This is a genomic window from Cupriavidus sp. KB_39 (assembly GCF_052114485.1).
Lineage (GTDB): Bacteria > Pseudomonadota > Gammaproteobacteria > Burkholderiales > Burkholderiaceae > Cupriavidus.
This window is the reverse complement of sequence record NZ_JBFREV010000013.1, coordinates 108,562-121,973: the sequence shown is the minus strand read 5'-3', so window position 1 is coordinate 121,973 and position 13,412 is coordinate 108,562. Positions and strand designations below refer to the sequence as shown.

The following is a 13,412-nucleotide window of genomic DNA, read 5'->3' as shown; positions in this document are numbered from 1 at the left end:
GATGGGGCAGGTCGTGCCCCATCGGTGCTACACCTCGTCGTGCGTGCCCAGCGCCTTGTTGATCCGCAGCGCCACGAGCGTGCCGACGGCACCGGACAGCAGGTACAGGCTCACTGCCGCCAGCCCGAACAGGGACGACAGGCCCAGCGCCACCAGCGGCGCGAAGGCCGCGCCGAACAGCCAGCCGAAGTCCGTGGTCAGTGCGGCGCCCGTGTAGCGGTAGCGGCGATCGAAATTCGACGTCACCACGCCCGCCGCCTGCCCGTAGGACAGCCCCAGCAGCGCAAACCCGACCAGGATGAACACGTCCTGCCCGGTCTGCCCGCCGTCGAGCAGCCATGGGGCGAACAGGCTGAAGATGCCGATCAGCACCGCCATCACCGCCAGCGTGGTGCGGCGGCCGATACGGTCCGCGATCCAGCCCGACAGCAGCGTGCCGATGAAGGCGATGAAGCCGCCCACGATCTGGATCGCCAGCATGTCCGTCACGCCCTGCGCCTTGTGCAGGAGCACCCAGGACAGCGGGAACACCGTCACCAGGTGGAACAGCGCGTAGCTCGCCAACGCCGCGAAGGCGCCGAGGAAGATGTTGAAGCCTTGCGCGTTCACCATCTGCAACGTGCTGATCGGCTCCAGCTCGCCTTCGTCGAGCAGTTGCGTGTACTCGTGCGTCACCACCAGCCGCAGCCGCGCGAACAGCGCCACCACGTTGATGGCGAAGGCCACGAAGAACGGATAGCGCCAGCCCCAGTCGATGAATTCGGCTGGTGTCAGGCTCGCGTAGAGGAACAGGAACAGCGCGCCGGCGATGATGAAGCCCGTGGGCGCGCCCAGTTGCCCCACCATCGCGTACCAGCCCCGCTTGTGCGGGGGCGAGTTGATGGCCAGCAGCGACGGCAGGCCATCCCACGAGCCGCCGAAGGCAATGCCCTGCAGGAAGCGGAAAAACGCGAGCAGGTAGATGGCGGCGCTGCCGAGCGTGGCATAGGACGGCAGGAAGGCGATGCCCACCGTTGCCGTGCCGAGCAGGAACAGCGAGGCCGTCAGCTTGACGCCGCGCCCCCATCGGCGCTGAATGCGCATGAACAGCGCCGTGCCGAACGGCCGCCCGATGAACGCGAAGGAAAAGATCGTGAAGCTGTAGAGCAGCCCCGCCAGCTCACTGGCGAAGGGGAAGTAGACCGATGGGAAGACCAGCACCGAGGCGATGCCGTAGACAAAGAAGTCGAAGTACTCCGACGCGCGGCCGATCACGACGCCGGTGGCGATTTCGGCGGGCGCCACCTGATGGTGACCTTCCGCCGGAGGTGCAGTCGGCGACGCGCGGTGCTGATGGGTCAGGCTGGCCATCCTTGAGATCTCCTTCGCGAGCGAGAGGCATGTCAAACTGCACTCAAAGTCATCCACTGACAAGAATAGCGCCTAAACTGCCATAGGAAATCGAAAAGATGATTGCGTCGAGCGGCGCTCGACGTTCCTCAAACGCCACTTCCGCAACCATGCGACCCTTCGATTCTGCGGCTCGGCCGCTCAAAGTGACGGGAAGACTGCTTTTGCGTGTTGGTGCGTTCGGCCTGCTGGCCGCGCTCGCCGGTTGCAACGCAGTGCTTTTTTCGCCATCTGGCGAGTTGGCCGTGCGCCAGCGCGACCTCATCATCATCGCCACCCTGCTGATGCTGCTGATCATCGTTCCGGTGATCATCCTGACGCTGCTGTTCGCCTGGCGGTACCGGGAGAACGCCAACAATCCCCACTACAACCCTGACTGGGACCACTCCACCGTGCTGGAGCTGGCCATCTGGGCCGCGCCGCTGCTGATCATCATCGCGCTGGGCGCCGTGACCTGGGTGAGTACCCACCAGCTCGATCCCTACCGCCCCCTCACCTTCATCGACGGCAAACGCGCCGTCACGCCTGACACCAAGCCGCTGGTCGTGGAAGTGGTGGCGATGGACTGGAAATGGCTGTTCCTCTACCCCGAGCAGGGCATCGCCACGGTCAACGAGATGGCCGCGCCGGTGGACCGGCCCATCGCGTTCAAGATCACGGCCACCTCGGTGATGAACACGTTCTTCGTGCCCTCGCTGGCGGGCATGGTCTATGCGATGCCCGGCATGGAGACCAAGCTGCACGCCGTCATCAACAAGGCCGGCGTCTATGATGGACTCTCGGGCAACTACAGCGGCGAAGGGTTCTCGCACATGCGCTTCAAGTTCCACGGGCTGTCAGACGGCGATTTCGACAAATGGGTGCAGCAGGTGAAATCGGGCGGCACCGCGCTCTCCAAGGATGCGTACGTGAAGCTGGCCGAGCCGAGCGAGCGCGTGCCGGTGCAGCGCTATGCCAGCGTCGAGCCCGATTTGTACAAGCAGATCCTGAACCGCTGCGTGCTAGGGGGAACCTGCATGGCGGACACGATGGCGCTGGACCGCAGCCGCGGCAAGTTCGACCCGTCCACCTATGTCTGCACGGCCGGCAATACGGCTGGCGGCGCGGCGGGCGAGGCGTCCATGTTCGCCTCGGAACCCGCGCTGAACGACGGCAGGCGCTTGCTGCGGTAGACGAAGCGCCGCCGGACTCGTAATCTTTCGCCAATACTCAGCGGCCTGCTGGCCCAGGTGACACAACATGCCCGAGCGTTCCGATCTCGCTTCGCCGATCTTTGGCCGCCTCTCCTGGGAGGCCATTCCGCTCCATGAACCGATCCTGCTGGCGACGTTCGCCGTGGTGGCGCTCGGGGGCCTCGCCCTCGTCGGCGCGCTGACCTACTACCGGGTCTGGGGCTACCTGTGGCGCGAGTGGTTCACCAGCATCGACCACAAGAAGATCGGCATCATGTACGTGATCCTGGGCATCGTGATGCTGCTGCGCGGCTTTGCCGACGCGATCATGATGCGCATCCAGCAGGCCGTCGCATTCGGCGACAACCTCGGCTACCTGCCCCCGCACCACTACGACCAGATCTTCACCGCGCACGGCGTGATCATGATCTTCTTCGTGGCGATGCCACTGGTCACCGGGCTGATGAACTTCGTCGTGCCGCTGCAGATCGGCGCGCGCGACGTGGCGTTCCCGTTCCTGAACAACTTCAGCTTCTGGATGACCGTGGGCGGCGCGATACTGGTGATGATGTCGCTGTTCGTGGGCGAGTTCGCGCGCACCGGCTGGCTGGCCTATCCACCGCTGTCCGGCATCCTGCACAGTCCGGACGTGGGCGTGGACTACTACATATGGTCCCTGGAGGTGGCCGGGGTCGGCACATTGTTATCGGGGATCAACCTGCTCGTCACCATCGTCAAGATGCGCGCGCCGGGCATGACGCTGATGCGCATGCCGATCTTCACCTGGACCTCGCTGTGCACCAACGTGCTGATCATCGCCGCGTTCCCCGTGCTGACCGCCGCCATCACCATGCTGGCGCTGGACCGCTACGTCGGCACGAACTTCTTCACGGCGGACCAGGGCGGCAGCGCCATGATGTACGTGAACCTGATCTGGATCTGGGGCCACCCCGAGGTCTACATCCTGGTCCTGCCCGTGTTCGGCGTGTATTCCGAGGTGGTAGCCACCTTCGCGCGCAAGCGGCTGTTCGGCTATGCGTCGATGGTGTACGCCACGGTGGTGATCACGGTGCTCTCCTACCTGGTGTGGCTGCACCACTTCTTCACGATGGGATCAGGCGCCAGCGTCAATTCGTTCTTCGGGATCACGACGATGATCATCTCGATCCCAACCGGCGCCAAGATCTTCAACTGGCTGTTCACGATGTACCACGGGCGCATCAAGTTCGAGGTGCCGATGCTGTGGACCGTCGGCTTCATGGTCACCTTCGTGATCGGCGGCATGACCGGCGTGCTGCTGGCGGTGCCGCCCGCTGACTTCCTGCTCCACAACAGCCTGTTCCTGATTGCCCACTTCCACAACGTGATCATCGGCGGCGTGCTGTTCGGGCTGATGGCCGGCATCACCTACTGGTTCCCGAAGGCCTTCGGCTACAAGCTCGACCCGTTCTGGGGCAAGTGCTCGTTCTGGTTCTGGCTGGTCGGGTTCTACGTGGCGTTCATGCCGCTGTACTGGCTGGGCTTCCTCGGCGTGACGCGCCGCATGAACCATTTCGACGATCCGTCGCTGCAGCCGTGGTTCCAGATCGCCGCGCTGGGTGCGCTGCTGATCGCGCTCGGCATCGGCTGCTTCATCATCCAGCTGGTGGTCAGCTTCATGCGCCGCGAGCAGCTGCGCGACACCACGGGCGACCCGTGGAACGGCCGCACGCTCGAATGGTCCACTTCGTCGCCGCCGCCGCAGTACAACTTCGCGTTCACGCCGATGGTCCACGACGCCGACGCCTGGTGGCAGATGAAGCAGCTGGGCTACCAGCGCCCCGACCAGGGCTTCATCCCCATTCACATGCCGAAGAACACCGCCGCCGGGATCGTGCTGGCGGGCCTGAGCACCCTGTGCGGCTTCGCCCTGATCTGGCACATCTGGTGGCTCGTGGTGGTGTCCTTCGCGGCGACGATCATCTCCGCCATCGTCCATACCTTCAACTACAAGCGCGATTACTACATTCCGGCCGATGACGTGGTCCGGACCGAAGCGACGCGCACCCAACTGCTCGCGACCCATGGTTGAATCGACGATGCCCCTCTCGCACGGCGGCCCGGGCACCCACCCGGCCGCGCCGCTCGACCACAACTACCAGTTCTACGTCAAGGAAGAGGTCCACGCGGAGAACGGCACCCTGCTCGGGTTCTGGCTCTACCTGATGAGCGACTGCCTGGTCTTCGCGTGCCTGTTCGCCTGCTACGGCGTGCTCGGGCGGGAATACGCGGGCGGCCCCACCGGGGCGGAGCTGTTCGAGCTGCCGCTGGTGGCCCTGAACACCACCTTCCTGCTGCTGTCGTCGATCACCTACGGCTTCGCCATGCTGCAGATGCAGGTGCGGCGCAAAGCCGGCACGCTGATCTGGCTGGCCATCACGGGCGTGTTCGGCCTGGCCTTCCTGTTCGTGGAGCTGTACGAGTTCGCACACCTGATCCATGAAGGCGCGGGGCCACAGCGCAGCGCTTTCCTGACATCGTTCTTCGCACTGGTCGGCACGCACGGGCTGCACGTGACGTTCGGCATCATCTGGCTGGTCGTGCTGATGTTCCAGGTCAGCCGGCACGGGCTGATCACCGCCAACAAGCGTCGGCTGATGTGCCTGTCGATGTTCTGGCACTTTCTGGACGTCGTGTGGATCGGCGTCTTTACCTTCGTCTACCTGATGGGAACGCTGCAATGAGCGTGCACGACAACACCCTCGGCGACCACGCGGACGCGCATGGTCATGGTCACGAAGAAGAGATCGGGCCGCACGCCACGCTGGGCGGCTACCTGACCGGCTTCGTGCTGTCGGTCTTCCTGACCGCGATTCCGTTCTGGCTGGTGATGGGCGATGTGTTCGACAAGACTTCGACCACGGCCGTGGTGATCCTGCTGCTCGGCGCAGTGCAGATCGTCGTCCACATGATTTTCTTCCTGCACATGAACGCGCACTCGGAAGGCGGCTGGAACATGCTGTCCCTGATCTTCACGCTGGTGCTCGTGGTCATCACGCTCACCGGCTCGCTCTGGGTGATGTTCCACCTGAACAGCAATATGATGCCGTCGATGCAGCATTCGGAGAAGCTGCCGGGCCCGGGCGGCATCACGCCGCCCAAGGCCCCTTGATACTTCTGATACTCCTGCTGCCGCTCAGGTGTCCACTTAGGCGGCCAGGCGGAAGGTAGACACGGCTTCCTTCAGGCGCTGGGCCTGCTCTTCGAGCGAGCCCGCCGCCGCAGCGGCCTGCTCCACCAGCGCCGCGTTCTGCTGCGTCACGGTGTCCATCTGCGTGACCGCGAGGTTCACCTGCTCGATACCGGCGCTCTGCTCGGCCGAGGCCGCGCTGATTTCCCCCATGATGTCCGTCACGCGCTTCACGGCGCTGACGATCTGCTCCATGGTCTCGCCGGCGCGCGCCACCAGTTGCGAGCCGCGCTCCACACGATCCGCCGAATCCCCGATCAGCGACTTGATTTCCTTGGCCGCCGTGGCCGAACGCTGCGCCAGGCTGCGCACCTCGCCCGCCACCACCGCGAAGCCGCGGCCCTGCTCGCCGGCACGGGCCGCTTCCACGGCCGCGTTCAGCGCCAGGATGTTGGTCTGGAAGGCGATGCCCTCGATAACCGAGATGATGTCCACCACCTTGCGCGAGGACACGTTGATCTCGTCCATCGTGTGGACCACCTGCCCCACCACGTCGCCACCCTGCGTCGCCACTTCCGACGCATTCACGGCCAGCGCGCTGGCCTGCTTGGCGCTGTCGGCGTTCTGGCGGACGATGCTGGTCAGCTCCTCCATGCTGGAGGCCGTTTCCTGCAGCGACGACGCCTGCTCTTCGGTACGCTGCGAGAGGTCCGTGTTGCCGGCCGCGATCTGGCTCGTGCCCGTGGCAATCGCCTCGGTGCCGTAGCGCACTTCGGTGACGATGCCGAGGATGTTGTCGTTCATCTCGCGCAGCGCTTCGAGCAGCTGGCCGGTCTCGTCGTGGCTATCCACCTCGATCTGGCTGGTCAGGTCGCCCGCCGCCACGGTGCGCGCAAAGCCCACCGCACGGTGCAGCGGGCGCGTGATGCCGATGGTCAGCCACCACGCAAACGCCACGCCAATACCCAGCGCCACCACGCCCAGCGTGATCAGGCCGTTACGCGCGCTGCGGTAGATGCCGTTGATTTCCTCGGCCGTGCTGTCGATGGCCGCGCGCTGGATGTCCAGCAACTTCTGAATCTCACCCAGGTAGGCATCGCCGGCCGGCACGAATTCGGTCTCGAGGACCTTGTTCGCCTCGTCGGTCTGCCCGTCCTTCTTGAGCTTGGTGATCTTGTCGCGCGAGTCGTTGTACGGGTTGCGCACAACAAGAATGCGCTGGAACGCCGCCTTCTCGGCCTCGGACGTCATGACCGGGTCGAGCTTCTCGCGCAGCTTGGCGATCGCCTCGACCGAATACTTGGTCTCGGCCGCGAAGAAGGTGCCGAGCGAGGGGTCGGCGCTACGCGCCACGGCGGTCGTGCGGCGCACGCTCGCGTACATCAGCCGGTACCAGTCACTGACCAGCCGTTCCTTGGCCAGCGGCTGCTGCATCATTTCGTGCGTGCGGCCGGCCACTTCCTGGAGGCGCAGCACGCCCACCACGGTCATGAGGGTGGATAGCATCAAGACCACGCCAAAGCCAATGCCAAGGCGAACACCAATACCAAGATTCTTCATTTCTTCTACCTGATTGCACACTGGTGGGTGACCGTGCGCGCCCGCATGGCGCCCGGCCGCTCTCTCTCCGGTGCCCCGTCGCGCGAATGAACGCACGACCGGACATTGGATGGCTTAACGGCATCGGGTAGCAGAAGCTTGAGAAATTTCTCAGGGAAAACGCGCATTGCGGACGTTGCCCGCCCGTGGGCAGAGGACATCCCACATCGCGGAACGCAGCGCGGTCCTGTCGGGTTCTAGCGCGGCTGGGCCGCGACCGAGGTCCGGCTGAAGGCGTACGGCACCAGCGCCAGCGCTACCAGTACGGCCGCCGTGAGAAAAATCGCGCCGTAGGTATCGCCTTCCGCCCATTGGCGCGTGTGGCCGACATTGGCGATCAGCCCGAAGCCCCAAGAGGTCAGCGCGGAACCAAGGAAGACAAAGGTATTGAGCACGCCCAGCCCGCGCCCGCGCGACGGCGCCGGAATCAGCGCGCGGCCCTGGGCCATGACCAGCGGATGCAACATGCCGATGGTCGACACCAGCGCCATCAGGCCCACGCCGGACACGATCCCGCTGTCCGGCCAGGCCCACAGCAGCAGCCCGCCCACCATCGACAGGGCGCCCCAGCCGAAGATGGTCGCCTTCAGGGACGTGCCGCGCACCAGCACCGGCAGCAGGAAGGCGGTCAGGAAGCCCGCCAGGCTCAACAGCGTCAGCGCCACGCCGCGCGTGCCCGCGTTGAGATGGTAGACATCGGCCAGATACGGCCCGCTCCAGGCATTCCGGAACGCCGTGCCGGCGGCCATCGCCACGCACATCGGAATCAGCAGCCACAGCGAGCCCATGCCGAGCAGCCGCGCGCTATCGGTCAGCATCGCGCCCATCGGCACATTGCGTGCCTCGGCGTGGCCTTCGTCGCGCACCACGCGCCAGACGCCGTAGCAGACGGCCGCCATGCAAATGGCCGAGAGCCCCATCGCCGGCCGCCAGCCCACATGCTGCGAGGCCCAGCCCAGCGGGGCCGTGGCGCACAACGCGCCAACCATCCCCAGCGCGTTGGATCGGCTGACCACGCGCATGTACTGTTTTTCCGAGAGTTGCTCGGACGCGTAGTGGAGCAACCCCATGAAGACCGGCGCGCAGGCCAGACCGAGGCCCATCTGGGCGAGCATGGCGACCGTGGCGTTGGGCGCCGCCGCGAACGCGACGCCGGACACCGCGCCCACGCCGAGCAGCCACGCCGTGGGGCGGCCCACGCCGAAACGGTCGAACGCCAGCCCGACCGGAATCTGCGCCACCGCGAAAGCCAGGAAAAAGCACGACGACAGGGCCCCGTAGCCCGCGGGCGACAGTTGGAAGTCGTGCTGGAGTTCAGGCGCGATCACCGCGAGGCAGCTGCGATAGAACTGGCTCAGGATGAAGGCGAACGTGAGAAACGTGATGCCGCGCCGGGTCGTGGCGTCGGGGGTCGTGCTGGGGCTTTCCTCGGGGAAAGTCGAAATATGAGGGCGATGCAACGCGATGACTCGTGGCTGTCGGGGGGCAGCCGGCCATTTTACGCGCGCGGTTCGCTCGGTATTCGCAGGAATGCAATAAATCGTGCGAACTACGGCACGCCATTCCGCCTGGCGAAACCTGGAGAGCAGCCTAAGGCCTCGGCGCCCTGGACATCAGCGGGCCGAGCGGCCGCCGTAGAACGTTCCCGTGCGCGGATTGGAGATATGGTACGCCTGGCTGATCGCCCAGCGTTGCGCGGCCAGAAAGGCTTCCGGCTCACGTTGTGTCCAGGCGCTGACCATCAGCGGCGAGGCGTCTTCCTCGGTGTTAGGGTAGACGGCCGCCCGGTGCACCGCCGCCCTGTCGGGCGATCCGGGAATCGTCGTGGTTCGAATCGTGACTTGCATCAACGCAGTTCCTAGAGCCCAGATGCCGAAAATTATGCGCGGATCGGCGTGACATTGCCATGACCACGTGATGACAGCCACGCGCACATGTATGGTGCACGCCCCATTGGTGGGGACTGCCGCGCCGGCGCTGGCTTTGCGGGTGGTGTGGCGCCGTGTTGACGTGGTGCGCGCGCCACGCCGACGCCATCCTGGTGTGGCCCGGGCGGCTACAATGCGCCTGCGCCGCATCCGGGCCCATTCGGCCCGCTCATCCCGCCTCCACCGCTTTATGCCGTTTTATGCCAATTCCTGACCGGGTTTTCCTGCTCGGCCCGCTGCTGAAGGGGGTGTCCCGCTCGTTCTACCTGACGCTGCGCATCCTGCCCGCCGGCATGCGCGACCCCGTGGGGCTCGCCTACCTGCTGGCCCGCGCGGCGGACACCATCGCCGATACCGCGCTGATTCCCCCGCCGCAGCGGCTGGACCTGCTGCTGGGGCTGCGCGCCCGCGTGAACGGTGCCGATGACGGGGGCGAACTGGTCCGCCGGCTGGCCGCCGAGGTCGCCAGCCAGCAAAGCCTGTCGGACGAAAAGGTGCTGCTGGAGTCGATCGGCCCGGCGCTAGACGTGCTCGACCAGTTGCCCGAGGCCGACCGCACCGCCGTGCGCGGCATCGTGACCACGCTGACCGAAGGCATGGAATTCGACCTGCGCACCTTCCCGGACGAAGGCTCCCGGCAGGTCGCGGCACTGGCCACCATGACCGATCTCGACCGGTATACCTATCTGGTGGCCGGCTGCGTGGGCGAGTTCTGGACCACGATGACCTACCGGCATCAGCCGGGCACGCTGCAGGCGCCGGCCGAACTGATGCTGCGCCGGGGCGTGCGCTTCGGCAAGGCGCTGCAGATGGTCAACGTGCTGCGCGACTGCGGCAAGGACCTGCGCATCGGGCGCTGCTACCTGCCGACTGAGTTGCTGGACCGGCACGGGCTGTCGTCGGCGGATCTGCTGGACCCGGCCAACAGCCGCCGTGCCCGGCCGATGCTGGCGGAGGGCGTGCGCGTGGCACTCGACCATTTCCGCGAAGCCATCGCCTACACGCTGGCTATCCCGCGCACGGCCGTGCGGCTGCGGCTGGCCTGCATCTGGCCGATCCTGATCGGGCTGGAAACGCTGCTGTTGCTGGTGGACAACGACGCCTGGCTCGATCCGGCGCGCGTCTCCAAAGTCCCGCGCGGCAAGGTCTACCAGGTGCTGGCGGGCAGTCTTCCGTGCGTGATGATCGATACTGCGCTGCGGGGCTGGATGGAAGGGCTGGTCTCGCGCATCGAGGCTCGTCTGGCCTGAGGGTCGACGTCCCGCCAAAAAACAAACGGCCCGCACTCGGCGGGCCGTTTTCATCTGACGTGCAAGCCGTTACTTCGCGGCTTCGGCCGGCGCCTTCTTGGGCGCCTTGGTGGACTTCTTCGTGGTGCTCTTGGTGTCGGTCAGCGCCGACCCCGTGCTCTTGGCACCCTGGGTGTACGGATCGAACTTGTCGCCAGCGCGCGCGGTATCAGGTACGTAGCCATCCTTGTTGGTGGCACGAGCCGGATCCGGCACATAGCCGTCCTTGTTCGTGGTCCGCATATTGTAGTCGTAGCGATCGGCGGGATTCGCCGGACCTGCCGCGAGCACGACGCCCGGAACCAACGTTGCAATGGCCAATACCATGGTGATCGACTTCATCGATGCCTCCTGACGGAATGTGGAAGATCGCGCGTCCAGGACGCACGTGCCAAGGTTAAGCCTATCCCGATGGACGCCAAAGCGCCATGGCATTCGCACGTGAATTGTTGTAAAGCACTGGCGCGGCGCAGCAAGGGCGCGAGCGCCCTCACGGCCACCGCCGCCCGCTTTTTGACCGCTTTTTGCCCCCTTATTGGGCAGTCCAGCCGCCGTCCGCCGCCCAGGCGGCGCCACGCACTTCGTCGCCCAGCGGCGAGCACAGCATCGTCACGATCCCGCCCAACTGGCGCGGCGTGACGAACTGCCCGGACGGCTGCTTGTCCGCCAGCAGCCGGGCCTGCGCCGCCTCGGCCGAGATGCCATCCCGCGCCGCGATGTCCGCGATCTGCTGCGCCACCAGCGGCGTCAGCACGAAGCCCGGGCAGATCGCATTGCACGTGACGCCGGTACCGGCCGTCTCGAGCGCGGTGACCTTGGTCAGGCCCACCAGCCCGTGCTTGGCCGCCACGTAGGCCGACTTGCCCGCCGAGCCCACCAGCCCGTGCACGGACGCGATATTGACGATGCGACCCCAGTTCCGTGCACGCATGCCGGGCAGCGCGTGGCGGATCGTATGGAAGCTGGAGGTCAGGTTGATGGCGAGGATGTCGTCCCACTTCTCCGCCGGGAACGCCTCCACTGGTGCCACGTGCTGGATGCCAGCGTTGTTCACCAGCACATCCACGCCGCCAAAGCGCGCCTCCGCCGCGGCCACCATCGCCGCGATCTCGTCGGGCTTGCGCATGTCGGCCGGATGGTGGATGGCCTGCACGCCGGTTGCCGCGAGGCTGGCCAGCGCGGCGTCCACATCGCCGAAACCGTTCAGGACGATATTGGCGCCAGCCTCGGCCAGCGCCTGTGCAATGCCCAGCCCGATGCCGCTCGTCGAGCCGGTCACCAGGGCGGTCTTGCCTTGCAAATGGGTCAGATTGTTCATGATCGCGCCTCGCTCAGACCAGGCCGGTCATGTAGTACACCGCGATGACGAAGAACACCGCCAGCGTCTTGATCACGGTGATGGCGAAGATATCGCGGTACGACTCGCGGTGCGTGAGGCCCGTAACCGCCAGCAGCGTGATCACGGCGCCGTTGTGCGGCAGCGTGTCCATGCCGCCGCTGGCCATCGACACCACGCGGTGCAGCACTTCCAGCGGAATCTGGGCGGCCTGCGCACCATGGATGAAGGCGTCGGACATTGCAGCCAGCGCGATGCTCATGCCGCCCGAGGCCGAGCCGGTGATACCGGCCAGTGTGCTGACCGAGATGGCCGCGTTGACCAGCGGGTTGGGAATGCTGCGCAGCGCATCGCTAACCACGAGGAAACCCGGCAGCGCGGCGATCACACCGCCGAAGCCGTACTCCGATGCCGTGTTCATCGATGCCAGCAGCGCGCCCCCGACGGCGCCCTTGGTGCCTTCGGCAAAACGCTCCCGCACGGCGCCGAACGCGGTGACGAGCACCACCACGATGCCCAGCAGCAGCGCGCCCTCGACCGCCCAGATGGCCGTGACGCTCGCCACCTTGGTCTCGATCGGCTTGGCCAGGCCCGGCAGCGACACGCTGTTGGCCGGCCCATACCAGAGCGGGATCATCCGCGTCAGCCAGAAATTCGACACGCCCACCACGAGCAGCGGCAGGATGGCCAGCAGCGGCGGCGGCAGCTTGCCGCCTTGCACGCGCTGCGGCTCGTTGAGCAGGTTGGTGCCGTAGCCCTCCCCCCGCGCAGCAGCCGAACGGCGGCGCCACTCGAGGTAGCTCAGGCCCACCGCGATGATGAACAGCGAGCCGATCACGCCGAGGATCGGGGCGGCCCACGCCGTGGTGTTGAAGAAGTTCGACGGGATGATGTTCTGGATCTGCGGCGTGCCCGGCAGCGAATCCATCGTGAACGAGAACGCGCCCAGCGCGATCGCCCCCGGCATCAGCCGCTTGGGGATGTTGCTCTGGCGATAGAGTTCGGCCGCGAACGGGTAGACGGCGAAGACCACCACGAACAGCGACACGCCGCCATAGGTCAGCAACGCGCAGACCGCCACGATCACTGCATTGGCCCGCGAGCGCCCGATATAGCGGATGGCCGCGGCGACGATGGACTCGGAAAAGCCGGACAGTTCGATCACCTTGCCGAACACCGCGCCGAGCAGGAACACCGGGAAATAGAGCTTCACGAACCCGACCATCTTCTCCATGAAGATGCCCGTGAACACCGGCGCCACGGCGGACGGATCGGTCAACAGTACGGCGCCAAGCGCCGCCAGGGGTGCAAACAGGATGACGCTGTAGCCGCGATAGGCGGCAAACATCAGGAACGCCAGGGCGGCGATCACTACGACAAAAGACATGAGGTCTCCAGAATTTGTTCTTGAACCGACGCTGCTGAGCGGCCATGGAAGAGCCGTCGCGCGCGGATTGCCCCTGGCTTGTCAGGCATCGGGGGCGGCTTGAGTTCGCAGGATGTGTGCCATACGCCATACGAGGCGAATGC

The 13,412-nt window shown here is 65.8% G+C and carries 12 protein-coding genes; 5 read left to right on the top strand and 7 right to left on the bottom strand.

Annotated elements, in window-relative coordinates; all coding sequences use genetic code 11:
* Positions 1–27 precede the first annotated feature (27 nt).
* On the bottom strand, positions 28–1,350 hold the full coding sequence (locus AB4Z27_RS12600; protein ID WP_092293752.1) for an MFS transporter: 1,323 nt from the start codon (positions 1,348–1,350) through the stop codon (positions 28–30).
* Between the two features lie 149 nt (positions 1,351–1,499).
* On the opposite strand from AB4Z27_RS12600, the gene cyoA reads away from it, so the two are divergent.
* From cyoA to cyoD, 4 genes are all read left to right on the top strand, one after another.
* On the top strand, positions 1,500–2,561 hold the full coding sequence (gene cyoA, locus AB4Z27_RS12595; protein WP_092293754.1) for a ubiquinol oxidase subunit II: 1,062 nt from the start codon (positions 1,500–1,502) through the stop codon (positions 2,559–2,561).
* 67 nt (positions 2,562–2,628) lie between these two features.
* On the top strand, positions 2,629–4,632 hold the full coding sequence (cyoB, locus tag AB4Z27_RS12590) for a cytochrome o ubiquinol oxidase subunit I (protein WP_092293756.1): 2,004 nt from the start codon (positions 2,629–2,631) through the stop codon (positions 4,630–4,632).
* A complete protein-coding gene (cyoC, locus tag AB4Z27_RS12585; protein WP_092293758.1) occupies positions 4,625–5,284 on the top strand; it encodes a cytochrome o ubiquinol oxidase subunit III in 660 nt (219 codons plus the stop codon). Before cyoB ends, cyoC begins: the two co-directional genes overlap by 8 nt.
* Positions 5,281–5,712 (top strand): cytochrome o ubiquinol oxidase subunit IV, encoded by a 432-nt coding sequence (cyoD, locus tag AB4Z27_RS12580; RefSeq protein ID WP_092293760.1) that lies wholly within the window; start codon positions 5,281–5,283, stop codon positions 5,710–5,712. Before cyoC ends, cyoD begins: the two co-directional genes overlap by 4 nt.
* A gap of 36 nt (positions 5,713–5,748) precedes the next feature.
* Here the strand turns inward: cyoD and AB4Z27_RS12575 are convergent, their stop codons facing one another.
* The 3 genes from AB4Z27_RS12575 to AB4Z27_RS12565 form a co-directional block, all read right to left on the bottom strand.
* Positions 5,749–7,290, bottom strand: coding sequence for a methyl-accepting chemotaxis protein (locus AB4Z27_RS12575; RefSeq protein ID WP_092293761.1), 1,542 nt, complete (start codon positions 7,288–7,290; stop codon positions 5,749–5,751).
* A gap of 236 nt (positions 7,291–7,526) precedes the next feature.
* On the bottom strand, positions 7,527–8,789 hold the full coding sequence (locus tag AB4Z27_RS12570; RefSeq protein WP_441644559.1) for an MFS transporter: 1,263 nt from the start codon (positions 8,787–8,789) through the stop codon (positions 7,527–7,529).
* 153 nt (positions 8,790–8,942) lie between these two features.
* A complete protein-coding gene (locus tag AB4Z27_RS12565; protein WP_092293765.1) occupies positions 8,943–9,176 on the bottom strand; it encodes a CDP-diacylglycerol pyrophosphatase in 234 nt (77 codons plus the stop codon).
* Between the two features lie 281 nt (positions 9,177–9,457).
* Here AB4Z27_RS12565 and AB4Z27_RS12560 point away from each other — a divergent pair, with 281 nt between their 5' ends.
* Complete coding sequence (locus tag AB4Z27_RS12560) at positions 9,458–10,507, top strand: phytoene/squalene synthase family protein (RefSeq protein WP_092293767.1); 1,050 nt, start codon at positions 9,458–9,460, stop codon at positions 10,505–10,507.
* 69 nt (positions 10,508–10,576) lie between these two features.
* Here the strand turns inward: AB4Z27_RS12560 and AB4Z27_RS12555 are convergent, their stop codons facing one another.
* From AB4Z27_RS12555 to AB4Z27_RS12545, 3 genes are all read right to left on the bottom strand, one after another.
* Positions 10,577–10,888 carry a hypothetical protein gene (locus AB4Z27_RS12555; protein WP_092293769.1) on the bottom strand — a complete coding sequence of 104 codons (312 nt, stop codon included), beginning with the start codon at positions 10,886–10,888 and terminating at the stop codon, positions 10,577–10,579.
* Between the two features lie 190 nt (positions 10,889–11,078).
* Positions 11,079–11,855, bottom strand: coding sequence for a 3-hydroxybutyrate dehydrogenase (locus AB4Z27_RS12550; RefSeq protein WP_177219906.1), 777 nt, complete (start codon positions 11,853–11,855; stop codon positions 11,079–11,081).
* Positions 11,856–11,877: 22 nt separating this feature from the next.
* Complete coding sequence (locus AB4Z27_RS12545) at positions 11,878–13,269, bottom strand: GntP family permease (protein ID WP_441644558.1); 1,392 nt, start codon at positions 13,267–13,269, stop codon at positions 11,878–11,880.
* Between the last annotated feature and the right edge of the window lie 143 nt (positions 13,270–13,412).

Bases quoted from the DNA above. Each gene is read 5' to 3' on its own strand.
- AB4Z27_RS12600 (WP_092293752.1), bottom strand. From the start codon at position 1,350: ATGGCCAGCCTGACCCATCAGCACCGCGCGTCGCCGACTGCACCTCCG.
- cyoA (WP_092293754.1), top strand. From the start codon at position 1,500: ATGCGACCCTTCGATTCTGCGGCTCGGCCGCTCAAAGTGACGGGAAGA.
- cyoB (WP_092293756.1), top strand. From the start codon at position 2,629: ATGCCCGAGCGTTCCGATCTCGCTTCGCCGATCTTTGGCCGCCTCTCC.
- cyoC (WP_092293758.1), top strand. From the start codon at position 4,625: ATGGTTGAATCGACGATGCCCCTCTCGCACGGCGGCCCGGGCACCCAC.
- cyoD (WP_092293760.1), top strand. From the start codon at position 5,281: ATGAGCGTGCACGACAACACCCTCGGCGACCACGCGGACGCGCATGGT.
- AB4Z27_RS12575 (WP_092293761.1), bottom strand. From the start codon at position 7,290: ATGAAGAATCTTGGTATTGGTGTTCGCCTTGGCATTGGCTTTGGCGTG.
- AB4Z27_RS12565 (WP_092293765.1), bottom strand. From the start codon at position 9,176: ATGCAAGTCACGATTCGAACCACGACGATTCCCGGATCGCCCGACAGG.
- AB4Z27_RS12560 (WP_092293767.1), top strand. From the start codon at position 9,458: ATGCCAATTCCTGACCGGGTTTTCCTGCTCGGCCCGCTGCTGAAGGGG.
- AB4Z27_RS12555 (WP_092293769.1), bottom strand. From the start codon at position 10,888: ATGAAGTCGATCACCATGGTATTGGCCATTGCAACGTTGGTTCCGGGC.
- AB4Z27_RS12545 (WP_441644558.1), bottom strand. From the start codon at position 13,269: ATGTCTTTTGTCGTAGTGATCGCCGCCCTGGCGTTCCTGATGTTTGCC.